Source organism: Microbacterium luticocti DSM 19459, assembly GCF_000422405.1.
GTDB classification, from domain to species: Bacteria; Actinomycetota; Actinomycetes; order Actinomycetales; family Microbacteriaceae; genus Microbacterium; species Microbacterium luticocti.
In genome coordinates this window covers 1-21,554 of the sequence record NZ_AULS01000009.1, presented here as the reverse complement: position 1 = coordinate 21,554, position 21,554 = coordinate 1, and the positions used below count along the sequence as shown (strand labels likewise).

Below are 21,554 nucleotides of genomic sequence, written 5' to 3'. Positions count from 1 at the left end.
ATGATGACCCGACCACGTACCGTGGGCGAGGCGACGCACGTCGATGTGCCCGACCTGATCGCGCCGCGACTTCACCTGGGCCGCTGGGTGTCGGGCCTGCTCGTCGCCGCACTCGCGGTCGGTGTGGGCGTCTCGGTGTTCACGAACCCGAACATCGACCATGCGACCGTCAAGGACTTCTTCTTCAGCCCCGCGATCCTCACCGGACTCGGCACGACGATCCTGCTCGCGGTGGTCGCACAGGCGCTGGGCATCGTCATCGGTCTGCTCGTCGCGCTGCTGCGCATGTCACGCAATCCGGTCGCCGCCGTCGTCGGATGGGTCTACGTGTGGCTGTTCCGCGGCATCCCGCTGCTAGTGCAGGTGCTCATCTGGGGCAACTTCGCGCTGTTCTACCGGCGCATCGACATCGGCATCCCCGGAACCGACGTGTTGTGGGCATCGTGGGACACCAACGCGGTGCTCACACCGTTCGTCGCGTCGCTGTTGGCGTTGAGCCTGAACGAGGCCGCGTACATGGCCGAGATCATCCGCGGGGGGATGCTGTCGGTCGCGACCGGCCAGCACGAAGCCGCACGTGCGCTCGGCCTGTCGCGGTCGCAGGCGCTGGTCAAGGTCATCCTGCCCCAGGTGCTGCGCGTGATCATCCCGCCGACCGGCAACCAGTTCATCAATATGCTGAAGATGACCTCGCTGGTGTCGGTGATCGCCGGCGGTGATCTGCTGACGCAGGCCCAGAACATCGCGGCGGGCAACTTGCAGACCATGGAACTGCTGTTCGTGGCCAGCGGCTGGTATCTGGTGTGCACGACGATCGCGTCGATCGCCCAGTCCATCCTCGAGCGCCGCTTCGATCGGGGCCACCGCCGCGCCGGCTGGTGGGCCCGGATGCTCGGATCCCGGAGGACCGCATGAACACGATGGTGCTGGCGGAGCGAGTCCGCAAGAGCTTCGGACACGTCGACGTGCTCAAGGGCATCGACATCGAGGTGCACACCGGCGAGGTGCTGTGCCTGATCGGCCCGTCCGGGTCGGGCAAGAGCACGTTCCTGCGCTGCGTGAACAACCTCGAGACCATCGATTCGGGTCACATCTGGGTGGACGGGGACCTCATCGGCTATGACGTGCGAGGTCGCCGCCTGCACCACCTGAAGGAGTCGGCGGCGCGGCGGCAACGGCGCGACATCGGCATGGTCTTCCAGCATTTTGAGTTGTTCCCGCATATGACCGCGCTCGAGAACATCGTGCTCAGCCCGATCGCCGTGCGTGGCGTGCCCCGCGCGGCCGCCGTCGAGCGGGCCCGGCACCTGCTCGGCAAGGTCGGACTCGCCGACCGCGCGGACTTCTATCCGAGCCAGCTGTCGGGCGGTCAGCAGCAGCGTGTCGCGATCGCACGTGCCCTGGCGATGGAACCCAAGCTCATGCTGTTCGACGAACCGACGTCGGGGCTCGATCCGGAGCTCGTCGACGAGGTGCTCGCCGTCATGGGCGAACTGGCCGCGGACGGCATGACGATGATCGTGGTGACCCATGAGCTCGGTTTCGCCCGGGACGTCGCCGATACGATCACCTTCATGGCCGACGGCGTGATCGTCGAGTCGGGTCCGCCCGAGCAGGTGATCGCGAACCCGCAGCACGAACGCACGCGCAGCTTTCTGCGTCGCGTGCGCGCGGAGACCGGTGCACAGGCGACGGAAGGACGGAGCGTATGACGACCCGGTTGATCCTTCTCGGAACCGCCGGCGGGCCGACGCCCAAGGTGTCACGGAGCGCTCCCGCACAGGCGGTCGTGGTCGACGGCCATACGTACCTGGTGGATGCCGGCAATGGAGTGGCACGGCAGATGGCGCTGGCCGGCCTGCCGCACGGGTCGCTCGACACGGTACTGCTGACCCACCACCACTCCGATCACAACGCCGACATCGGCACCGTGCTGCTTCTGAGTTGGGCTGCCGAGCTCGACCGACCGGTCGCCGTGTACGGGCCGCCGCCGCTGTCGGCGGTGATGGCGGCGTTCTTCGCACAGAGCCGTGTCGACATCGACACGCGCGTCGACGACGAAGGTCGCCGCGCGCTCGACGACCTCGTCACGGTCGCCGAGGTCGCACAGCCGGGCGTCGTGCACGAAGACGATCGTGTGCGCATCACGGCGGCGCTCGTCGACCATCCGCCGTTCGGTGTCGCGCTCGGCTACCGCATCGACACCGACGACCGTTCCATCGTGATCTCGGGCGACACCACACCGTGCCCGGCCCTGATCGAGCTGGCACGGGGTGCCGACATCCTGGTGCACGAGGTGCTGTACGAACCGGCGCTGGACTGGATCACCGCCGGGTCGAACGGCACGCGACTGCGCGAACACCTCGTGAACAGCCACACCATGGCCACCGACGTCGGAGACGTGGCGGCCCGGGCCGGGGTGGGCACGTTGGTCCTCTCCCATCTCGTGCCCTCCGACGGCGGCGTCAGCGACGAGCAGTGGCTGGCCGCCGCATCCCGCGGCTTCGACGGGACGATCATCGTCGGACGCGACCTCATGGAGCTGTGAGCACCACCGCCACACAGACGACGAGACCCGCGAGCCGAACGGCTCGCGGGTCTCGTCGTGTCTCGCTCGGGTCTTACTCGGCCTTCTCGGCGTCGGCCTTCTCGGCGTCGGCGGGCGCGTCGGCCGCGGCATCCGTCGCCTCGGCTGCCGGCGCGTCGACCGCAGCCTCGGCCTCGGCGGCCTCTTCAGCCGCAGCCCCCTCAGCCGGAGCGTCCTCAGCCGGAGCCTCTTCGGCCGGAGCCTCGGCGGCAGCGGCCTTGGGCGCGGCGGCCTTCTTGGCAGCCGGAGCGGCCTTCTTCTTCTGCACCGGCTCGAGCACGAGCTCGATCACGGCCATCGGCGCGTTGTCGCCCTTGCGGTTGCCGACCTTGGTGATGCGGGTGTAGCCGCCGTCACGGTCGGCGACCAGCGGCGCGATCTCGGTGAACAGCTCGTGCACCACGCCCTTGTCGCCGATGACCGACAGCACCCGGCGACGCGCGTGCAGGTCGCCGCGCTTGGCGAACGTGATCAGCCGCTCGGCCAGCGGACGCAGGCGCTTGGCCTTGGTCTCGGTGGTCTTGATCGACTTGTGCGTGAACAGCGCGGCAGCCAGGTTCGCCAGCAGCAGACGCTCGTGGGCGGGGCCGCCTCCGAGGCGGGGACCCTTGGTGGGCTTAGGCATTCTCAGTTACTCCAGTGTGAAAGAAATCAGACGGTCTCGGTGTCGTCGTCGTATCCGCCGTAGAAGTGGGCGCCGTCGAAACCGGGCACCGAGTCCTTCAGCGACAGACCGAGCGAGACGAGCTTGTCGCGCACCTCGTCGACCGACTTCTGACCGAAGTTGCGGATGTTCATCAGCTGCGTCTCAGACAGGGCGACCAGCTCTGAGACGGTGTTGATGCCCTCGCGCTTGAGGCAGTTGTACGACCGCACCGACAGGTCGAGGTCTTCGATCGGCATCGACAGCTCGGTCGAGACCGCGGTCTCCACCGGCGCCGCGCCGATCTCGATGCCCTCGGCGTCGACGTTCAGCTCGCGCGCCAGGCCGAACAGCTCGGTGAGGGTACGACCGGCCGAGGCGACCGCGTCGCGCGGCGAGATCGCCGGCTTGGTCTCCACGTCCAGCACGAGCTTGTCGAAGTCGGTGCGCTCCCCGGCACGGGTCGCGTCGACACGGTAGCTGACCTTCAGCACCGGCGAGTAGATCGAGTCGATCGGGATCTGCCCGGCCTCGGCGTACTCGTTGCGGTTCTGCGTGGCCGACACGTAGCCGCGGCCGCGCTCGATGGTGAGCTCCAGCTCGAAGCGGGCGGTGTCGTTCAGGGTCGCGATGACCAGCTCGGGGTTGTGCACCTCGACGCCGGCGGGGGCCGAGATGTCGGCCGCGGTGACCTCACCGGCGCCGGTCTTGCGCAGGTAGGCGGTGATCGGCTCGTCGCGCTCGCTCGAGACGACCAGCTGCTTGATGTTCAGGATGATCTCGGTGACGTCCTCTTTGACACCGGGGATGGTGCTGAACTCGTGGAGGACTCCGTCGATGCGGATGCTGGTGACCGCTGCCCCCGGGATCGAGGAGAGCAGGCTGCGGCGCAGGGCGTTGCCGATCGTGTAGCCGAAGCCGGGCTCCAGCGGCTCGATGACGAAACGGCTGCGGAACTCCCCGATCTTCTCCTCGGTCAGGGTGGGACGCTGTGCAATGAGCACTATGTGTTCCTTTCGTGCGACGTGCCCGCTATATGACACGTGCAGTGGGTGAGGTGTTGAGTTTTCTCCGAGGGATGCCTCGGGCCCGAGGCATCCGGTAGCGCAGGGGTGCCGGATGCCTCACAAGAAGACATCCGGCACCGAGATCTCAGACCCGGCGGCGCTTGGGCGGGCGGCAGCCGTTGTGCGCCTGCGGCGTGACGTCCTGGATCGAGCCCACCTCCAGGCCCGCGGCCTGCAGCGAGCGGATCGCGGTCTCGCGACCCGAGCCGGGGCCCTTCACGAAGACGTCGACCTTCTTGACGCCGTGCTCGGCGGCCTGGCGGGCGGCCGACTCGGCGGCCATGCCGGCCGCGTACGGGGTCGACTTGCGCGAGCCCTTGAAGCCCACGCCACCCGACGACGCCCAGCTGATGACGGCGCCCGACGGGTCGGTGATCGAGACGATCGTGTTGTTGAACGTCGACTTGATGTGGGCCTGGCCCAGCGCGATGTTCTTCTTCTCTTTGCGGCGCGGCTTGCGCGCGGCGGTCTTGGCCTGTGCCATGTGCTGTTCTCCTGAATCCTGTCAGCGAAGGCGGGGGCCTAGCGCGCCTTCTTCTTGCCGGCGACGGTACGCTTCGGGCCCTTGCGGGTGCGGGCGTTGGTCTTGGTGCGCTGACCGCGCACGGGCAGGCCACGGCGGTGGCGGATGCCCTCGTAAGAGCCGATCTCGACCTTGCGGCGGATGTCGGCGGCGACCTCGCGGCGCAGGTCACCCTCCACCTTGTAGTTGCCTTCGATGTGGTCGCGCAGCGCGACGAGCTGGTCGTCGGTGAGGTCCTTGACGCGGATGTTCTCGTCGATCCCGGTCGCGGCGAGGATCTCGTTCGAGCGGGTGCGGCCGATGCCGTAGATGTAGGTGAGTGCGATCACCACGCGCTTGTCGCGCGGGATGTCGACGCCGGCAAGACGTGCCATGCGGGTCTCCTGGGAGTGTGGTGGAGGTGTGGAGCAGGATCGGTGCCCGGGCCTCCGCCCCGGGGTGTCCCCCTCGCGGGTTCTGATCCTGCCTGGTGTGATGTTGAGTTGTTCGACACGGATGCCACCGCCGGCGGCATCCGTCGTCTCAACCCTGACGCTGCTTGTGGCGCGGGTTGGACTTGCAGATGACCATGACGCGCCCGTGACGGCGGATCACCTTGCAGTGATCGCAGATGGGCTTGACGCTCGGCTGAACCTTCATGATGTTCCTGTTCGCTGTCTTCGCCGGGCGGGCACGGGTGTGCCCGGGGCGTTACTTCTCGACCGGTCTAGCGGTAGCGATAGACGATTCGGCCGCGGGTGAGGTCGTAGGGGCTGAGCTCCACGACCACGCGGTCCTGCGGGATGATGCGGATGTAGTTCTGCCGCATCTTTCCCGAGATGGTGGCGAGCACCTTGTGTCCGTTGGTCAGCTCCACGCGGAACATCGCGTTCGGCAGAGCCTCGGAGATCACGCCCTCGATCTCGATGACGCCGTCTTTCTTCGCCATAGCCTCGCTATCGATTCTGCAGACCGGTCGGTCTGCGTGGATGGGATGGTGGTGCAAAGATCGCGCGCTCGGACACGCCGAAACAGGCGCAAGGCACCAAAGAATTAGTGTACGTCACCCGCCCGCAACCGGCAACTTCGCGGTCGGCGGCCCCCGGCACCGACCGGCGCGGTGGCCCGGCCGCGGACGGATGCCGTCACTTCAGGTGCGGCAGGATGTCGGTGTTCGGGTCCATCTGCTGTGAGATCGGCGCGATCTCGCCGTTGATCACGAGCGTCGGGGTGCCGCGCATGCCTTCGGCCAGCCCGTGCGCCTGCACGTACTTCTGGTACCGGTTCGAGGTGATCGCCTTCTCGAGGTCCGCGGTCACGTTCACCCCGGCGTCTTTGGCGATCTGCACGATCTGCTCGTCGGTCAGACCCGCCGAGTTCTCGCCCGGCTGGTTCTCGTACATCGCCTGCATGAACGCGTAGGCCTTGTCGGGGTCGGCGGCGGCCACGGCGTAGAACGCGCTGGCGGCACGACTGGAGTAGCCCTTCGGCGAGGTGTACTCGTCGAGGATCGCGACCGGGTGCACCTTCAGCGTCGCCTTGCCCCCGTCGACCAGCTGCTTGATCGCCGGTCCCTCGGCCTTCTCGAACTCGTGGCAGATCGGGCACAGGAAGTCGACGTAGGTCTCGATGACGTTGTCGCCGTCGCCGAAGGTCACCGCCCCGGCATCCGTGTCGATGATCTTGCCCTTGGGGTCGGCGCCGGGGCCGGATGCCGCGGTGTTGATGTTGATGACGACCGCGGTCACCACGACCAGCGCGACCACCGCGGCCACACTGACCCAGATGGCGAACCAGTTCGTCTTGCGCACAGTGCTGGCCATGGATGTCCTCGCTCTACTTGATCGGGGATGGTTCGATGCCGAACGGGGCGAGCCCCGCGGCCCCGCCGTCGGGCGCGGTCAGCACCCAGATACCCTCATCATGCACGGCGACGCTATGTTCCCAGTGTGAACCGGCCGTGCCGTCCACGGTCGAGACGGTCCAGCCGTCGTCGCCGACGAACGTGGCCTCGCTGCCGGCGACGACCATCGGCTCGATCGCCACGACCAGACCCGGCCGCACGACCGGGCCGGGGTCGGGCACGCGGTAGTTGAACACCGACGGCGACTCGTGCATGCGACGTCCGATGCCGTGGCCGACATAGTCGCGCAGGATGCCGTAGTCATGACCGGATGCCTCGACGTACGCCTGCACCGCCTGGCCCACCTCGCCCAGGTGCGAGGCACCGGCCAGGGCGGCGATGCCGGCCCACAGCGAACCCTCGGTCACACGCGAGAGTTCCCGCCGCTCGGCCACCAGCTCGGGACGGTCGGGGTCGCCGATCACGACGGTGATGGCGGAGTCACCGTTCCAGCCGCGGTACTGCGCCCCGGCGTCGACCGAGACGATGTCACCGGGCGCGAGCACCCGGTCGCCGGGGATGCCGTGCACGACCTCGTCGTTCACCGACACGCACACGGTGTGCCGGTAGCCGCGCACCATCTGGAAGTTCGACACGGCGCCGCGCGAGGTGAGTACGGCGGCGGCTGCGGCATCCAGTTGCAGCGTCGTGGTGCCGGGGACGATCAGCGGCCGCACCGCGTCGAGCATGGCGGCGGTGATGCGGCCGGGCTCGACCATCGCCCGCAGCTGCGCGGGCGACTTGTAGATGCCGCGACGAAGGCCCACGTCAGACGGCCGCGGGTCGGGCGATCCCGCGCGCGGCCAGCGCCGCCATGATGCGCTCGGTGATCTCGTCGAGCGTGCCGACGCCGTCGATGCGGTCGACGATGCCGCGCCCGCGGTACACGTCGAGGATCGGCGCGGTCTCGTTCTCGTAGATGGCCAGGCGCTTGGCGATCACCTCGTCGGTGTCGTCGGTGCGCCCCTGCTCGGCGGCGCGCAGCGCCAGCCGGGCGATGCTCTCGTCACGGGGCACGCTCAGTTCGATCACCGCGTCCAGCTGCCGGCCGTGCTCGGCGAGGAACCCGTCGAGGTCGCGCACCTGCTGCAGGTTGCGGGGGTACCCGTCGAGCAGAAAGCCCTCGGCGGCGTCGGGCTGTGCGAGCCGGTCGCGCACGATCTGCCCGGTCAGCTCGTCGGAGACGAGGTTGCCCGCCGCCGTGATCGCCTTGACCTGTTCACCCAGCGGGGTGCCGGCGGCGATGTTCGCACGGAACACGTCGCCTGTGGAGACGGCCGGGATGCCGAAGGCGTCGGCGATGCGCGCGCCCTGGGTGCCCTTGCCCGAGCCCTGAGGGCCGACGATCAGCAGGCGTGCGGTCTGGGTCATCGCAGGAGTCCTTCGTAGTGGCGTTGCTGCAGCTGCGCGTCGATCTGCTTGACGGTCTCAAGACCCACACCGACCATGATGAGGATCGAGGTGCCGCCGAACGGGAAGTTCTGGTTGGCGCTGACCGTGGCCAGGGCGATCAGCGGGATCAGCGCGACCAGACCCAGGTAGATCGAGCCGGGCAGGGTGATGCGCGTGAGCACGTAGTCGAGGTACTCGGCGGTGGGGCGACCGGCCCGGATGCCGGGGATGAAGCCGCCGTACTTCTTCATGTTGTCGGCGACCTCGGTCGGGTTGAACGTGATCGCGACGTAGAAGTAGGTGAAGCCGATGGTCAGCAGGAAATACAGCAGCCAGTAGATCGGGTGGTCGCCCTTGACCAGGTAGTTGTTGATCCACACCGTCCACGCGGCCGGCTCCTGGCCGGGCGCGGGCTGGTTGAACTGGGCGATCAGTGCGGGGATGTACAACAGCGACGACGAGAAGATCACCGGGATCACGCCGGCCATGTTGACCTTGATCGGAATGTACGTGTTGGTGCCGCCGTATGTGCGACGGCCCACCATCCGTTTCGCGTACTGCACCGGGATGCGCCGCTGCGACTGTTCCACGAACACGATCAGCGCGATGATCACCACGCCCACCAGCAGCACGAGCAGGAACACCTCGAAGCCGCGCGACTGCTCGATCTGCCACATCGCGGCGGGGAAGGTGGCGGCGATCGAGGTGAAGATCAGGATCGACATGCCGTTGCCGATGCCCTTCTCGGTCACCAGCTCGGCGAACCACATGATCAGGCCGGTGCCGGCGGTCATGGTGAGGATCATCAGCAGCTGCGCCCACCAGGCGTCGTTGGTGAGCAGCTGCTGGCAGCTGGTCGCGGCCGACGAGCCGAACAGCTGACCGCTGCGGGCCACGGTCACCAGCGTGGTGGACTGCAGCAGCGCGAGCGCGATCGTCAGGTACCGGGTGTACTGGGTCAGCTTGGTCTGACCTGACTGACCCTCTTGGTACAGCGTCTCGAAGTGCGGGATCACCACGCGCAGCAGCTGCACGATGATCGTCGCGGTGATGTACGGCATCACGCCCAGCGCGAAGATCGACAGCTGCAGCAGCGCCCCACCCGAGAACAGGTTCACCATCGACAGCAGGCCCTGTGTGCCGGCACTGTCTTGCAGACACTGCTGCACATTGCCGAAGTCGACGAACGGCGTCGGAATGTGCGCGCCCAGACGGTACAGGACGATGATCGCCAGGGTGAAGCCGATCTTCCGACGCAGGTCAGGGGTGCGAAAGACCCGCACGATGGCGCTGAACAAGTGGATTCCTCCAGAAAGGGTTCCGGCGCACGCAGGGTGCACACAGACAACCAGGGTAACCCAGCGCGCGGCCTGCGCGTGCCGCGGGTGTCGCCGGATGCAGAACGGGGCCGGAGGATCCTCCGGCCCCGTTCTCAGGGATTACTGGGCGCCGGTGACCGCGACCGTGCCGCCGGCGGCGACGATCTTCTGCTCCGCAGAGCTCGAGATCTTGTCGACCGTCACGTTCAGCTTGACCGCGATGTCGCCGGTGCCGAGCACCTTGACCTTCTCGTTCTTGCGCACCGCACCCTTGGCCACCAGGTCGCCGACGGTCACGTCGCCGCCGGTCGGGTACAGCTCGGCGAGCTTGGCCAGGTTCACGACCTGGTACTCGACGCGGAACGGGTTCTTGAAGCCGCGCAGCTTGGGTGCACGCATGTGCAGCGGCAGCTGCCCGCCCTGGAACCCGGGGCGCACCTGGTAGCGCGCCTTCGTGCCCTTGGTGCCGCGACCGGCGGTCTTGCCCTTGGAGCCCTCACCGCGACCCACGCGGGTCTTCGGGGTGTTGGCGCCGGGGACCGGACGCAGGTGGTGCACCTTCAACACGGCCGGGCGCGAGGCAGTGGCATCCGTCGCCTGCGACTTGGTGGCGGCCGCCTTGGCGGGAGCCTTCTTCGCGGGCGCCTTCTTCTCGGCCTCGGCGGCCGCGGTGGTGTTCTCGGCCTTGTCAGCCATCAGTCGATCTCCTCAACCTTCACGAGGTGGGCGACGGTCTTGACGTACCCGCGCGTCTGCGCGTCGTCCGGACGGACGACACAGTCGCCGATCCGCTTCAGACCGAGGCTGCGCAGCGTGTCACGCTGGTTCTGCTTCTCGCTCACCTTGGACTTGATCTGCGTGACCTTCAGTCGGCTGGCCATCAGGCACCTACCTTCTGCTCACGTGCGGCGGCGGCCTCGGCGGCCTCGGCGCGCACCAGGCGGGCCGGCGCGACCTGGTCGAAGTCCAGGCCACGACGGGCGGCGACCGCGCGCGGCTCCTCGAGCGACTTCAGCGCCTCGACGGTCGCGTGCACGATGTTGATCGTGTTCGACGAGCCCAGCGACTTCGAGAGCACGTCGTGGATGCCGGCGCACTCGAGCACAGCACGCACCGGGCCACCGGCGATCACACCGGTACCGGCGGCGGCCGGACGCAGCAGCACGACACCGGCGGCGGCCTCACCCTGCACCGGGTGCGGGATGGTCTTGCCCACGCGCGGCACGCGGAAGAAGTTGCGCTTGGCCTCTTCGACGCCCTTCGAGATGGCCAGCGGCACCTCGCGGGCCTTGCCGTAGCCGACACCGACCACGCCGTTGCCGTCGCCGACGACCACGAGTGCGGTGAAGCTGAACCGGCGACCGCCCTTGACGACCTTCGAGACGCGGTTGATGGTCACCACGCGCTCGAGGAACTGGCTGTCGCCCCGGTCACGCGAGCCACGGCCGCCGCGGTCGCCGCGGGAGTTGCGGTCGCGGCCGCCGCGACGGGGCTCGCGCTCCGTCGCGGTCTCGGCCGTGGCCTGGGCACCCTGCTCGGGCGCTGCCTGGTCGGCGGTCACTTCGGTCTCCTTGTTGTCACTCACAGGTTCAGCCCTCCTTCGCGGGCGCCGGTGGCGACGGCGGCGACGCGACCGGCGTACCGGTTGCCACCGCGGTCGAACACGGCCTCGGCGATGCCGGCGGTCTTGGCGCGCTCGGCGACCAGCTCGCCCACCTTGCGGGCCTTGGCGGTCTTGTCACCGTCGAACGCACGCAGGTCGGCTTCGAGGGTGGATGCACTGGCCAGGGTGTGGCCCTTGCTGTCGTCGACGAGCTGCACGAACACGTGACGCGACGAACGGGTCACGACCAGCCGCGGCCGCTCGGCGGTGCCGACGATCTTCTTGCGAAGACGGGCGTGGCGACGCGCACGGGCGTCGGACTTCGAGATCACAGCCATGCTTACTTACCAGCCTTTCCGGCCTTGCGCCGAACGACCTCGCCGGCGTAGCGCACGCCCTTGCCCTTGTACGGCTCGGGCTTGCGGATCTTGCGGATGTTCGCAGCCGCCTCGCCGACGGCCTGCTTGTCGATGCCGCTCACGGTGAGCTTGTTGTTGCCCTCGACCGTGAAGGTGATCCCGGTCGGCGGCTCGACCAGCACCGGGTGCGAGAAGCCGAGCGCGAACTCGACGGCCGCACCCTTCTGCTGCACGCGGTAGCCGGTGCCGACGACTTCGAGGCCCTTGGAGTAGCCCTGGGTGACACCGATGATGTTGTTGTTGATGAGCGTGCGGGTCAGTCCGTGCAGCGAACGCGAGGCGCGCTCGTCGTCGGGACGGGAGACCAGCACCTGGCCCTGTTCGACGGTGACCTCGATGGGCTGCGCCACGGTGAGCTCCAGCTCACCCTTGGGGCCGGTGACCTGCACCCGCTGCCCGGTGACCTCGACGGTCACACCGGCCGGGATGTCGATGGGAAGACGTCCGATTCGCGACATCGTCGATCACCACACGTAGGCGAGGACTTCCCCACCCACGCCCTTCTGCTCGGCCTGGCGGTCCGTGAGGAGGCCAGAGGAGGTGGACAGGATGGCCACGCCCAGGCCGCCGAGGACGGTGGGCAGTTCGGTCGAGCGTGCGTACACGCGCAGACCGGGCTTGGAGACGCGCTTGATGCCGGCGATCGACCGCTCGCGGTTCGGGCCGTACTTCAGCGTCAGGGTCAGCGTCTCGCCGACGCGGGCGGACTCGACGGTCCAGCCGGCGATGTAGCCCTCCTGCTTGAGGATCTCGGCGATGTTCTTCTTCAGCTTCGAGCTCGGCAGCGACACCGTGTCGTGGTGCGCCGCGTTCGCGTTGCGCAGCCGGGTCAGCATGTCTGCGACCGGGTCTGTCATTGTCATGGATTGTTTCCTTTGTTCATAAGGTTTCGGACGCGGGTCCACCCACGGCCGACCTTCTATGACGGCTGTTCAGTTGTGGGGTCTCACGCCGCCGCGTCGGCCGCACGGAACGGGAAGCCCAGGTGGCGCAGCAGCGCCCGGCCCTCGTCGTCGGTGGAGGCCGAGGTGACGATCGTGATGTCGAAACCACGCACGCGGTCGATGCGGTCCTGGTCGATCTCGTGGAACACCGACTGCTCCTGCAGACCGAAGGTGTAGTTGCCGTGACCGTCGAACTGCTTCGCGCTCAGCCCGCGGAAGTCGCGGATGCGCGGCAGCGCCAGGTTGATCAGTCGGTCCAGGAACTCCCACGCCCGGTCGCCGCGCAGCGTGACGTGCGCACCGATGGGCTGACCCTCACGCAGCTTGAACTGCGCGATGGACTTGCGGGCCTTGGTCACGACCGGCTTCTGACCGGTGATCTTGGTGAGGTCGTCGACCGCACCCTCGATCACCTTGCTGTCACGAGCGGCCTCGCCGACACCGGTGTTGATGACGACCTTGACCAGGCCCGGGATCTGCATGACGTTGCGGTACCCGAACTCGTCCTGCAGCTTCTGCTGGATCTCGGCCTTGTACTTCTGCTTCAGGCGGGGCTGGATCTTGCCAGCCTCCGCGGCAGCGGTGGTGCTCATATTCAGAGGTCCTTGCCTGACTTCTTCGCGTAGCGCACGCGGACCGTGCGCTTCACGCCGTCCTTGACCTTCTCTTCGACCCGGTGGCCGACACGGGTCGGCTTCTTGGTCGAAGGGTCGACGATGGCGACGTTGGAGATGTGGATCGGGGCTTCCATCGTCTCGATGCCGCCCGTCTTCGTGCCGCGCTGGGTCTGACCCATGCGGGTGTGCTTGGTGACGTAGTTCACGCCCTCGACGATGACGCGGTTCTGCTCGGGCAGGACCTGGAGGACCTTGCCCTGCTTGCCGCGGTCGGTGCCGGAGAGGACCTGGACCAGGTCGTCCTTCTTGATGTTCGCCATGATCAGATGACCTCCGGGGCCAGCGAGACGATCTTCATGAACTTCTTGTCGCGAAGCTCACGGCCGACCGGCCCGAAGATGCGGGTGCCGCGGGGCTCCCCGTCGTTCTTCAGGATCACGGCGGCGTTCTCGTCGAACTTGATGTACGAGCCGTCGGCACGACGGGTCTGCTTGACGGTGCGCACGACCACGGCCTTGACGACGTCGCCCTTCTTGACGTTGCCGCCGGGAATGGCGTCCTTCACCGTCGCGACGATCACGTCGCCCAGGCCCGCGTAGCGCCGGTTGGAGCCGCCGAGCACCCGGATGGTGAGCAGCTCCTTGGCGCCGGTGTTGTCGGCGACCTTGAGTCGGGATTCGTTCTGAATCATTTACTTGGCCTTCTCGAGGATCTCGACCAGCCGCCAGCGCTTGGTGGCGCTCAGGGGCCGGGTCTCGTGGATGAGGACGAGGTCGCCGATGCCGGCCGTGTTGCCCTCGTCGTGCGCCTTCACCTTCGAGGTGCGACGCATGACCTTGCCGTAGAGGGGGTGCTTCACGCGGTCCTCGACCTCGACGACGATCGTCTTGTCCATCTTGTCGCTGACGACGTAGCCACGGCGGGCCTTGCGGTAGCCGCGCGCGTCCGCGTCGCGGACGTCGTGCTCAGCGTGCTCGTGGCCGGCGGCCTCGACCGCAGCCTCGGCCTTCTTCGCAGTGGCCATCACTCAGCCTCTTCCTTCACCTCGGCGCTTTCGGCGGGAGCATCCGCCTTCTTCGCCTTCTTCTTCGTCTTGCCCGTCTCGACCGGAGCCGGAGTGGCACGGATGCCGAGCTCGCGCTCGCGGATCACGGTGTACAGCCGCGCGATGTCACGCTTGACGGCACGGATGCGACCGTGGCTCTCGAGCTGGCCGGTGGCCGACTGGAAGCGCAGGTTGAACAGCTCTTCCTTGGCCTTGCGCAGCTCCTCGACAAGGCGCTGGTCTTCGAACGTGTCGAGCTCGCTGGTGGCGAGCTCCTTGGTGCCGATCGCCATTACGCGTCGCCCTCCTCGCGCTTGATGATGCGTGCCTTCAGCGGCAGCTTGTGGATGGCACGGGTCAGCGCCTCACGAGCGAGCTGCTCGTTGACGCCCGCGACCTCGAACAGGACGCGGCCCGGCTTGACGTTCGCGACCCACCACTCGGGCGAGCCCTTACCCGAACCCATGCGGGTTTCGGCGGGCTTCTTGGTCAGCGGACGGTCGGGGTAGATGTTGATCCACACCTTGCCACCGCGCTTGATGTGACGGGTCATCGCGATACGAGCGGACTCGATCTGACGGTTGGTCACGTACGCGGGGGTCAGCGCCTGGATGCCGAACTCGCCGAAGGAGACCTTCGTGCCGCCGGTCGCCTGGCCGCTGCGGCCCGGGTGGTGCTGCTTGCGGTACTTGACTTTGCGGGGAATAAGCATTACGCCGGTGCTCCTTCTGCGACGGGCGCCTCGCTGCGCGGGGCACGACGCGGGCGGTCGCCGCGGGCGGGCTTCTGGTTGGCCTGCTCGCGGGCGAGCTCCTTGTTGGTCAGATCGCCCTTGTAGATCCACACCTTCACGCCGATGCGGCCGAAGGTGGTGCGGGCCTCGTAGAAGCCGTAGTCGATGTTCGCGCGCAGCGTGTGCAGCGGCACCCGGCCCTCGCGGTAGAACTCCGACCGGCTCATCTCGGCACCGCCGAGACGCCCCGACACCTGGATGCGGACACCCTTGGCGCCGGCGCGCTGCGCGCCCTGCAGTCCCTTGCGCATCGCGCGACGGAACGCCACGCGGGCGCTCAGCTGCTCGGCGACGCCCTGGGCGACCAGCTGCGCGTCGGCTTCGGGGTTCTTCACCTCGAGGATGTTCAGCTGGATCTGCTTGCCGGTCAGCTTCTCGAGCTCACCGCGGATGCGCTCGGCCTCGGCGCCGCGGCGACCGATCACGATGCCCGGGCGGGCGGTGTGGATGTCGACGCGGACGCGGTCACGGGTGCGCTCGATCTCGACGTTCGAGACGCCGGCGCGGTCGAGCTGCTTGGTCAGCAGCTGACGGATCTTGATGTCCTCGGCAAGGTAGTCGGCGTAGCGCTGACCCGGCTTCGTCGAGTCGGAGAACCACCGCGACACGTGGTCGGTGGTGATGCCGAGGCGGAAGCCGTACGGGTTGACCTTCTGTCCCATTACTTGCTCGCCTTCTTCGTTGCTGCGCCGGCCTCGGCGACCTCGGGGGTCGCCAGCACGACGGTGATGTGGCTGGTGCGCTTCTTGATCTGGAACGCGCGGCCCTGGGCGCGGGGCTGGAAGCGCTTGAGCGTCGTCCCCTCGTCCACGAAGGCGTTCTTCACGAACAGGTCGCGCTCATCCAGGAACTCGCCTGTCTGATCGGCCTTCACGCGGGCGTTCGCCACGGCCGAGGCCACGAGCTTGTAGATCGGCTCGCTGGCGCCCTGCTGCGCGAACTTCAGGATGGCAAGGGCCTCTTCGGCCTGCTTGCCCTTGATGAGAGCGACGACACGACGAGCCTTCTGAGGGGTCACGCGGATGTGTCGCACGCGTGCGATGGACTCCACCATTTCTTCTCCTCTGCCGGCGCCTCAGCGACGGCGGCCCTTCTTGTCGTCCTTCTCGTGGCCGCGGAAGGTGCGGGTGGGCGCGAACTCGCCCAGCTTGTGACCCACCATGCTCTCGCTGACGAACACGGGGATGTGCTTGCGGCCGTCGTGCACCGCGATCGTGTGGCCGAGCATGGCCGGCACGATCATGGAGCGACGCGACCACGTCTTGATGACGTTCTTGGTACCCGCCTCGTTCTGCGACACGACCTTGCGAAGCAGGTGCTCGTCGACGAAGGGGCCCTTCTTGAGACTGCGTGGCATCTTCTGTTCCTACCTACTTGCGCTTCTTGCCGGCGGTGCGACGGCGAACGATGTACTTGTCGCTTTCCTTGTTCGCGTGGCGGGTGCGGCCCTCGGGCTTGCCCCACGGCGTGACAGGATGACGACCACCGGAGGTGCGACCCTCACCACCACCGTGCGGGTGGTCGACGGGGTTCATCACGACACCGCGGACGGTCGGGCGCACGCCCTTCCAGCGCTTGCGGCCGGCCTTGCCCCAGTTGATGTTCGACTGCTCGGCGTTGCCGACCTCGCCGATGGTGGCGCGGCAGCGCACGTCGACGTTGCGGATCTCGCCCGAGGGCAGACGCAGCTGGGCGTACGGGCCGTCCTTGGCGACCAGGCGCACGCCGGCACCGGCCGAGCGGGCCAGCTTGGCACCGCCGCCGGGGCGCAGCTCGATCGCGTGGATCACGGTACCGGTGGGGATGTTGCGCAGCGGCAGGTTGTTGCCGGGCTTGATGTCGGCCGCCGGACCGGACTCGACGACATCGCCCTGGCGCAGCTTCTCGGGCGCCAGGATGTAGCGCTTCGTGCCGTCCACGTAGTGCAGCAGCGCGATGCGCGCGGTGCGGTTCGGGTCGTACTCGATGTGCGCGACCTTGGCGTCGATGCCGTCCTTGTCATTGCGGCGGAAGTCGATCACCCGGTACTGGCGCTTGTGGCCGCCGCCGATGTGGCGGGTGGTGATGCGACCCTGGTTGTTGCGACCGCCGGTCTTCGACAGCGGCTTCAGCAGGGACTTCTCAGGCGTCGATCGGGTGATCTCGGCGAAGTCCGCCACCGACGAGCCGCGGCGACCCGGGGTCGTGGGCTTGTACTTGCGAATAGCCATAGTTGTCTGTCCTTCGTCCCGACCGTCAGCCGACTGCCGTGAAGATGTCGATGGTGCCCGACTTCAGGGTGACCACGGCGCGCTTGGTGTCCTTGCGCTTGCCGGTGCCGAAGCGGGTGCGGCGGGCCTTGCCGACGCGGTTGAGCGTGTTCACCGACGCGACCTTCACGCCGAAGATCTTCTCGATGGCGAGCTTGATCTCGGTCTTGTTGGCGCGGGGGTCCACGTAGAACGTGTACTTGCCCTCGTCGATCAGACCGTAGCTCTTCTCGGAGACGACCGGCTTCAGGATGATGTCGCGCGGGTCTTTGTTGACGGCGGTCATGCCGAGACCTCCTCGGTGGCGGCGGTCTTGGACGCCACGAAGGCGTCGAAGGCGGCCTTGGTGAAGACGATGTCGTCCGAGACGACCACGTCGTAGGCGTTCAGCTGGTCGTAGCTGAGCACGTGCACGAACTCGAGGTTGCGCACGCTCTTGAGCGTCAGCTCGTCGTCACGCTCGATGACCACGAGCACGTTCTTGACGGCGCCCAGCCCGCCCAGGACCGTCTTGGCGGTCTTGGTCGAGGGCACACCGTCGAGCCCGAAGGTCTCGACCACGTGCAGGCGCTCGCCACGGGCGCGGTCGCTGAGCACGCCGAGCAGGGCCGCGGCGATCATCTTCTTGGGCGTGCGCTGCGAGTAGTCGCGGGGCTTGGGCCCGTGGACGATGCCACCGCCGGTGTGCTCGGGGGCGCGGATCGAACCCTGACGCGAGTTGCCGGTGCCCTTCTGCTTGAACGGCTTGCGACCCGAGCCCGAGACCTCACCGCGACGCTTGGTCGAGTGGGTGCCCTGGCGCGCGGCCGCCAGCTGGGCGACGACCACCTGGTGGATCAGGGGGATGTTGGTGTTGACGTCGAAGATGGCGGCGGGCAGCTCGACGGCGCCTGCCTTCTTGCCATCCGCCTTGCGGACGTCGAGGGTCTTCTCAGCCATGGACTCAGGCACCCTTCACTGCGTTGCGGACGTAGACGATGCGACCGCGCGCGCCGGGGACGGCGCCCTTGACGAGCAGCAGACCCTTCTCGGCGTCGACGGCGTGCACCGTGAGGTTGAGGACGGTGACGCGCTCGCCACCCATGCGACCGGCCATGCGCATGCCCTTGAACACGCGGCTCGGGGTGGCCGAGGCGCCGATCGAACCGGGCTTGCGGTGGTTGCGGTGTGCACCGTGCGAGGCCGAGACGCCCTTGAAGTTGTGGCGCTTCATGACACCCGCGGTGCCCTTACCCTTGCTGGTGCCGACGACGTCGACCAGCTGGCCGGCCTCGAAGGTGCCGTCCACGGTGAGCTCCTGACCGAGTGAGTAGTCAGCGGCATCCGCGGTGCGCACCTCGGCGACGTGGCGGCGCGGGGTGACCCCGGCGGCCTCGAAGTGGCCGGCGAGCGGCTTGGTCACCTTGCGGGGGTCGATCTGGCCGGCGGCGATCTGCACCGCGGCGTAGCCGTCCTTGTCGGTCGTGCGAACCTGGGTGACCACGTTCGGAGCGACCTGGATGACGGTGACGGGCACGAGCTTGCCCTGCTCGTTCCACACCTGGGTCATGCCGAGCTTGGTGCCCAGCAGGCCCTTCGAAGTCTTGTTGTCGATGTCAGCCATGTCGAACCTCAGAGCTTGATCTCGATGTTGACGTCGGCCGGCAGGTCAAGGCGCATCAGCGAGTCGACGGCCTTGGGCGTCGGGTCGATGATGTCGATCAGACGCTTGTGGGTGCGCATCTCGAAGTGCTCGCGGCTGTCCTTGTACTTGTGCGGCGACCGGATGACGCACACGACGTTCTTCTCGGTCGGCAGCGGCACCGGGCCCACGACGGAGGCGCCGGCTCGGGTCACCGTGTCGACGATCTTGCGGGCCGAGGAGTCCAGGCCGGCGTGATCGTACGACTTCAGGCGAATGCGGATCTTCTGTCCCGCCATTGTCTGCTCACTCTCTTTCTCGCGTCGTACGCTCTCGCGCATTGGACGCACGGCGGCGCGGATTGCGCCGGGGCACTCGCACCGGCTCGCGCCGGCGATGCTGCACCGCTGTTCTGCTGTCAGTCCGGATGCTGGCATCCGGCCCCGCACGCACGTCTGCCCGGGGAACCGGGCATCGGGTGCGGGAGGTGTCGCGCAGCGTGACGGGGGTGTCCCCGTGCTGCACTCGTTCTGCTGCCCGCGGCCTAGGATCTGGCGCTGATGCGCTGCCTATGCACTGCCCTGGCAGTGATCCGCATGCACGCCGAAGCGCACACCGGAATATGGAACCTCAACAGTCTACGTGTATCCCGGGCGTGTCGCAAACCGAGAGCGGTCCGCCACCCGTGGGTTTGCTGCAGATGGATGCCACGGCCCTGTTGCGATGTCCCCGGCCCGGGGTGCCGCTGACGCGCCGACCGCGCTACAGGGACACCGCCGAGAGACGAGCTCCACCGAGTCAGAACGTGTGTCACGACACGAAGGCCGGTAACACCAGCCGTTCCGGTCAGGCTGACCTCCACCGATCCGGGTGGCCTGCGCGCGACGGCCGCAGCCGCCGGCGGTCACGCGATGCCGGCCGAGCCGCACCGACAGCGCGCGCAGCGCGACAGGCGGGCCGCACAAAAAAAGAGGCCGCCCCGGAGGGCGGCCTCTTGAAGAGGTGTTCGGCGGTGTCCTACTCTCCCACAGGGTCGCCCCTGCAGTACCATCGGCGCTGAGAGGCTTAGCTTCCGGGTTCGGTATGGGACCGGGCGTTTCCCTCTCGCTATGGCCGCCGAAACAATGTTGACGTTTACGGTGCCGTTCACGGGATGAACGGTTCATGTTCCCGACCGTACGTCGAGAACCACAAAGTGGACGCGGGCATCACAGAATGGATGGGTGTTATCAAGTCATCGGCTTATTAGTACCGGTCAGCTCCACGCATTGCTGCGCTTCCACATCCGGCCTATCAACCCAGTAGTCTAGCTGGGAGCCTCTCGGGCCGTAGCCCATGGAAGTCTCATCTCGAGGCCGGCTTCCCGCTTAGATGCTTTCAGCGGTTATCCATCCCGAACGTAGCTAATCAGCGGTGCTCCTGGCGGAACAACTGACACACCAGAGGTTCGTCCAACCCGGTCCTCTCGTACTAGGGTCAGATCCTCTCAAACTTCCTACGCGCGCAGCGGATAGGGACCGAACTGTCTCACGACGTTCTAAACCCAGCTCGCGTACCGCTTTAATGGGCGAACAGCCCAACCCTTGGGACCTACTCCAGCCCCAGGATGCGACGAGCCGACATCGAGGTGCCAAACCATGCCGTCGATATGGACTCTTGGGCAAGATCAGCCTGTTATCCCCGAGGTACCTTTTATCCGTTGAGCGACAGCGCTTCCACAAGCCACTGCCGGATCACTAGTCCCGACTTTCGTCCCTGCTCGACCTGTCAGTCTCACAGTCAAGCTCCCTTGTGCACTTACACTCGACACCTGATTGCCAACCAGGTTGAGGGAACCTTTGGGCGCCTCCGTTACTCTTTGGGAGGCAACCGCCCCAGTTAAACTACCCACCAGGCACTGTCCCTGAACCGGATCACGGTCCGAAGTTAGGCATCCAGAGTGACCAGAGTGGTATTTCAACAATGACTCCACCCGAACTGGCGTCCGGGCTTCACAGTCTCCCACCTATCCTACACAAGCCACACCGAATACCAATACCAAGCTGTAGTAAAGGTCACGGGGTCTTTCCGTCCTGCTGCGCGTAACGAGCATCTTTACTCGTAATGCAATTTCGCCGAGTTCGCGGTTGAGACAGTTGGGAAGTCGTTACGCCATTCGTGCAGGTCGGAACTTACCCGACAAGGAATTTCGCTACCTTAGGATGGTTATAGTTACCACCGCCGTTTACTGGGGCTTAAATTCGCAGCTTCGCCTCACGGCTAACCGCTCCTCTTAACCTTCCAGCACCGGGCAGGCGTCAGTCCGTATACATCGTCTTGCGACTTGGCACGGACCTGTGTTTTTAGTAAACAGTCGCTACCCACTGGTCTCTGCGGCCACCACACCCTTTTCCCAGCATGTGGGTATAAGTGGATGGCCCCCCTTCTCCCGAAGTTACGGGGGTATTTTGCCGAGTTCCTTAACCACGATTCTCTCGATCTCCTTGGTATTCTCTACCTGACCACCTGAGTCGGTTTGGGGTACGGGCGGCTTGAACCTCGCGTCGATGCTTTTCTCGGCAGCATAGGATCACCCACTTTTCATCCGCATCGTGTCTCACCCTTGATGACTCCCGGATTTGCCTAGGAGTCGGGCTACGCACTTGCACCAGGACAACCATCGCCTGGCTTGGGCTACCTTCCTGCGTCACACCTGTTAATACGCTAGCCGCACCAGCATGGGGTCGAGCGTTCACACGAGACCACCATCACCCCGAAGGGATCCGGCATGTCCCGGCTAGGACTCTTAGCACCACTGGATTGACTGGGGCGGTTCTTCGCCGGTACGGGAATATCAACCCGTTGTCCATC

At 66.7% G+C, this 21,554-nt stretch carries 33 protein-coding genes and 2 rRNA genes; 3 read left to right on the top strand and 32 right to left on the bottom strand.

All coding sequences use genetic code 11. The annotated features are described in order from the left end of the window. The first annotated feature begins 3 nt into the window (after positions 1 to 3). Genes H577_RS0110290 through H577_RS0110280 form a run of 3 tightly spaced genes read left to right on the top strand, consistent with a single transcriptional unit; the run spans position 4 to position 2,548 of the window. Entirely contained in the window at positions 4 to 915 is a 912-nt protein-coding gene (locus H577_RS0110290; RefSeq protein ID WP_169566281.1) for an amino acid ABC transporter permease, read from the top strand. A gap of 5 nt (positions 916 to 920) precedes the next feature. Further along, the gene (locus H577_RS16045; RefSeq protein WP_084516124.1) at positions 921 to 1,712 is read left to right on the top strand and encodes an amino acid ABC transporter ATP-binding protein; all 792 of its coding nucleotides are present in this window, start codon (positions 921 to 923) and stop codon (positions 1,710 to 1,712) included. Continuing rightward, positions 1,709 to 2,548 (top strand): MBL fold metallo-hydrolase, encoded by an 840-nt coding sequence (locus tag H577_RS0110280; protein ID WP_029145886.1) that lies wholly within the window; start codon positions 1,709 to 1,711, stop codon positions 2,546 to 2,548. Before H577_RS16045 ends, H577_RS0110280 begins: the two co-directional genes overlap by 4 nt. Positions 2,549 to 2,621: 73 nt before the next feature. Here the strand turns inward: H577_RS0110280 and rplQ are convergent, their stop codons facing one another. From rplQ to H577_RS0110125, 32 genes are all read right to left on the bottom strand, one after another. Next, positions 2,622 to 3,212 carry a 50S ribosomal protein L17 gene (rplQ, locus tag H577_RS0110275; RefSeq protein ID WP_029145885.1) on the bottom strand — a complete coding sequence of 197 codons (591 nt, stop codon included), beginning with the start codon at positions 3,210 to 3,212 and terminating at the stop codon, positions 2,622 to 2,624. A 26-nt stretch (positions 3,213 to 3,238) separates the two neighbouring features. Further along, on the bottom strand, positions 3,239 to 4,234 hold the full coding sequence (locus H577_RS0110270; protein ID WP_029145884.1) for a DNA-directed RNA polymerase subunit alpha: 996 nt from the start codon (positions 4,232 to 4,234) through the stop codon (positions 3,239 to 3,241). Positions 4,235 to 4,382: 148 nt separating this feature from the next. Beyond that, the gene (rpsK, locus tag H577_RS0110265; protein ID WP_029145883.1) at positions 4,383 to 4,781 is read right to left on the bottom strand and encodes a 30S ribosomal protein S11; all 399 of its coding nucleotides are present in this window, start codon (positions 4,779 to 4,781) and stop codon (positions 4,383 to 4,385) included. Between the two features lie 38 nt (positions 4,782 to 4,819). Beyond that, entirely contained in the window at positions 4,820 to 5,194 is a 375-nt protein-coding gene (gene rpsM / locus H577_RS0110260) for a 30S ribosomal protein S13 (protein WP_029145882.1), read from the bottom strand. Between the two features lie 148 nt (positions 5,195 to 5,342). Then, a complete protein-coding gene (gene rpmJ / locus H577_RS17380; RefSeq protein WP_084516090.1) occupies positions 5,343 to 5,459 on the bottom strand; it encodes a 50S ribosomal protein L36 in 117 nt (38 codons plus the stop codon). A gap of 67 nt (positions 5,460 to 5,526) precedes the next feature. Continuing rightward, positions 5,527 to 5,748: a translation initiation factor IF-1 gene (gene infA, locus H577_RS0110255; protein ID WP_029145881.1), complete on the bottom strand. Its 222-nt coding sequence runs from the start codon at positions 5,746 to 5,748 to the stop codon at positions 5,527 to 5,529. A 196-nt stretch (positions 5,749 to 5,944) separates the two neighbouring features. Next, positions 5,945 to 6,622 carry a DsbA family protein gene (locus tag H577_RS0110250; protein ID WP_029145880.1) on the bottom strand — a complete coding sequence of 226 codons (678 nt, stop codon included), beginning with the start codon at positions 6,620 to 6,622 and terminating at the stop codon, positions 5,945 to 5,947. A gap of 13 nt (positions 6,623 to 6,635) precedes the next feature. Beyond that, a complete protein-coding gene (map, locus tag H577_RS0110245; protein WP_029145879.1) occupies positions 6,636 to 7,469 on the bottom strand; it encodes a type I methionyl aminopeptidase in 834 nt (277 codons plus the stop codon). 1 nt (position 7,470) lies between these two features. Then, the gene (locus H577_RS0110240; RefSeq protein ID WP_029145878.1) at positions 7,471 to 8,073 is read right to left on the bottom strand and encodes an adenylate kinase; all 603 of its coding nucleotides are present in this window, start codon (positions 8,071 to 8,073) and stop codon (positions 7,471 to 7,473) included. Further along, positions 8,070 to 9,392, bottom strand: coding sequence for a preprotein translocase subunit SecY (gene secY / locus H577_RS0110235; protein WP_029145877.1), 1,323 nt, complete (start codon positions 9,390 to 9,392; stop codon positions 8,070 to 8,072). Before secY ends, H577_RS0110240 begins: the two co-directional genes overlap by 4 nt. 141 nt (positions 9,393 to 9,533) lie before the next feature. Then, positions 9,534 to 10,109 carry a 50S ribosomal protein L15 gene (gene rplO, locus H577_RS0110230; protein ID WP_084516088.1) on the bottom strand — a complete coding sequence of 192 codons (576 nt, stop codon included), beginning with the start codon at positions 10,107 to 10,109 and terminating at the stop codon, positions 9,534 to 9,536. Then, positions 10,109 to 10,294, bottom strand: coding sequence for a 50S ribosomal protein L30 (gene rpmD, locus H577_RS0110225; protein ID WP_029145875.1), 186 nt, complete (start codon positions 10,292 to 10,294; stop codon positions 10,109 to 10,111). The genes rplO and rpmD overlap by 1 nt, the downstream gene beginning before the upstream one ends. Then, on the bottom strand, positions 10,294 to 10,998 hold the full coding sequence (gene rpsE, locus H577_RS0110220; protein WP_029145874.1) for a 30S ribosomal protein S5: 705 nt from the start codon (positions 10,996 to 10,998) through the stop codon (positions 10,294 to 10,296). Before rpsE ends, rpmD begins: the two co-directional genes overlap by 1 nt. Next, positions 10,995 to 11,354, bottom strand: a complete 360-nt coding sequence (gene rplR / locus H577_RS0110215) for a 50S ribosomal protein L18 (RefSeq protein WP_029145873.1) — start codon at positions 11,352 to 11,354, stop codon at positions 10,995 to 10,997. Before rplR ends, rpsE begins: the two co-directional genes overlap by 4 nt. Positions 11,355 to 11,356: 2 nt before the next feature. Then, positions 11,357 to 11,893: a 50S ribosomal protein L6 gene (gene rplF / locus H577_RS0110210; RefSeq protein ID WP_029145872.1), complete on the bottom strand. Its 537-nt coding sequence runs from the start codon at positions 11,891 to 11,893 to the stop codon at positions 11,357 to 11,359. A gap of 6 nt (positions 11,894 to 11,899) precedes the next feature. Further along, entirely contained in the window at positions 11,900 to 12,298 is a 399-nt protein-coding gene (gene rpsH, locus H577_RS0110205; RefSeq protein ID WP_029145871.1) for a 30S ribosomal protein S8, read from the bottom strand. 83 nt (positions 12,299 to 12,381) lie between these two features. Further along, complete coding sequence (gene rplE, locus H577_RS0110200; protein WP_029145870.1) at positions 12,382 to 12,972, bottom strand: 50S ribosomal protein L5; 591 nt, start codon at positions 12,970 to 12,972, stop codon at positions 12,382 to 12,384. Positions 12,973 to 12,974: 2 nt separating this feature from the next. Next, positions 12,975 to 13,316, bottom strand: coding sequence for a 50S ribosomal protein L24 (rplX, locus tag H577_RS0110195; protein WP_029145869.1), 342 nt, complete (start codon positions 13,314 to 13,316; stop codon positions 12,975 to 12,977). 2 nt (positions 13,317 to 13,318) lie between these two features. Next, a complete protein-coding gene (rplN, locus tag H577_RS0110190; protein WP_029145868.1) occupies positions 13,319 to 13,687 on the bottom strand; it encodes a 50S ribosomal protein L14 in 369 nt (122 codons plus the stop codon). Beyond that, the gene (gene rpsQ / locus H577_RS0110185) at positions 13,688 to 14,020 is read right to left on the bottom strand and encodes a 30S ribosomal protein S17 (RefSeq protein WP_029145867.1); all 333 of its coding nucleotides are present in this window, start codon (positions 14,018 to 14,020) and stop codon (positions 13,688 to 13,690) included. After that, a complete protein-coding gene (gene rpmC, locus H577_RS0110180) occupies positions 14,020 to 14,334 on the bottom strand; it encodes a 50S ribosomal protein L29 (RefSeq protein ID WP_029145866.1) in 315 nt (104 codons plus the stop codon). The genes rpsQ and rpmC overlap by 1 nt, the downstream gene beginning before the upstream one ends. Further along, positions 14,334 to 14,753 (bottom strand): 50S ribosomal protein L16, encoded by a 420-nt coding sequence (gene rplP / locus H577_RS0110175; protein WP_029145865.1) that lies wholly within the window; start codon positions 14,751 to 14,753, stop codon positions 14,334 to 14,336. The genes rpmC and rplP overlap by 1 nt, the downstream gene beginning before the upstream one ends. Continuing rightward, positions 14,753 to 15,496, bottom strand: a complete 744-nt coding sequence (gene rpsC / locus H577_RS0110170; protein ID WP_029145864.1) for a 30S ribosomal protein S3 — start codon at positions 15,494 to 15,496, stop codon at positions 14,753 to 14,755. Before rpsC ends, rplP begins: the two co-directional genes overlap by 1 nt. Then, the gene (rplV, locus tag H577_RS0110165; protein WP_036284620.1) at positions 15,496 to 15,888 is read right to left on the bottom strand and encodes a 50S ribosomal protein L22; all 393 of its coding nucleotides are present in this window, start codon (positions 15,886 to 15,888) and stop codon (positions 15,496 to 15,498) included. The genes rpsC and rplV overlap by 1 nt, the downstream gene beginning before the upstream one ends. A 21-nt stretch (positions 15,889 to 15,909) precedes the next feature. After that, complete coding sequence (gene rpsS, locus H577_RS0110160; RefSeq protein ID WP_029145862.1) at positions 15,910 to 16,191, bottom strand: 30S ribosomal protein S19; 282 nt, start codon at positions 16,189 to 16,191, stop codon at positions 15,910 to 15,912. 13 nt (positions 16,192 to 16,204) lie between these two features. After that, positions 16,205 to 17,044, bottom strand: a complete 840-nt coding sequence (gene rplB, locus H577_RS0110155; protein ID WP_029145861.1) for a 50S ribosomal protein L2 — start codon at positions 17,042 to 17,044, stop codon at positions 16,205 to 16,207. 25 nt (positions 17,045 to 17,069) lie between these two features. Next, positions 17,070 to 17,369, bottom strand: coding sequence for a 50S ribosomal protein L23 (gene rplW, locus H577_RS0110150; protein WP_029145860.1), 300 nt, complete (start codon positions 17,367 to 17,369; stop codon positions 17,070 to 17,072). Next, positions 17,366 to 18,022, bottom strand: a complete 657-nt coding sequence (gene rplD, locus H577_RS0110145; protein ID WP_029145859.1) for a 50S ribosomal protein L4 — start codon at positions 18,020 to 18,022, stop codon at positions 17,366 to 17,368. The genes rplW and rplD overlap by 4 nt, the downstream gene beginning before the upstream one ends. 4 nt (positions 18,023 to 18,026) lie before the next feature. Continuing rightward, the gene (gene rplC, locus H577_RS0110140) at positions 18,027 to 18,686 is read right to left on the bottom strand and encodes a 50S ribosomal protein L3 (RefSeq protein ID WP_036284617.1); all 660 of its coding nucleotides are present in this window, start codon (positions 18,684 to 18,686) and stop codon (positions 18,027 to 18,029) included. Between the two features lie 8 nt (positions 18,687 to 18,694). Continuing rightward, positions 18,695 to 19,003 (bottom strand): 30S ribosomal protein S10, encoded by a 309-nt coding sequence (rpsJ, locus tag H577_RS0110135; RefSeq protein WP_029145857.1) that lies wholly within the window; start codon positions 19,001 to 19,003, stop codon positions 18,695 to 18,697. 705 nt (positions 19,004 to 19,708) lie between these two features. Then, a 5S ribosomal RNA gene (gene rrf, locus H577_RS0110130) occupies positions 19,709 to 19,825 on the bottom strand. 104 nt (positions 19,826 to 19,929) lie between these two features. Next, positions 19,930 to 21,554, bottom strand: a 23S ribosomal RNA gene (locus tag H577_RS0110125); the annotation flags it as partial.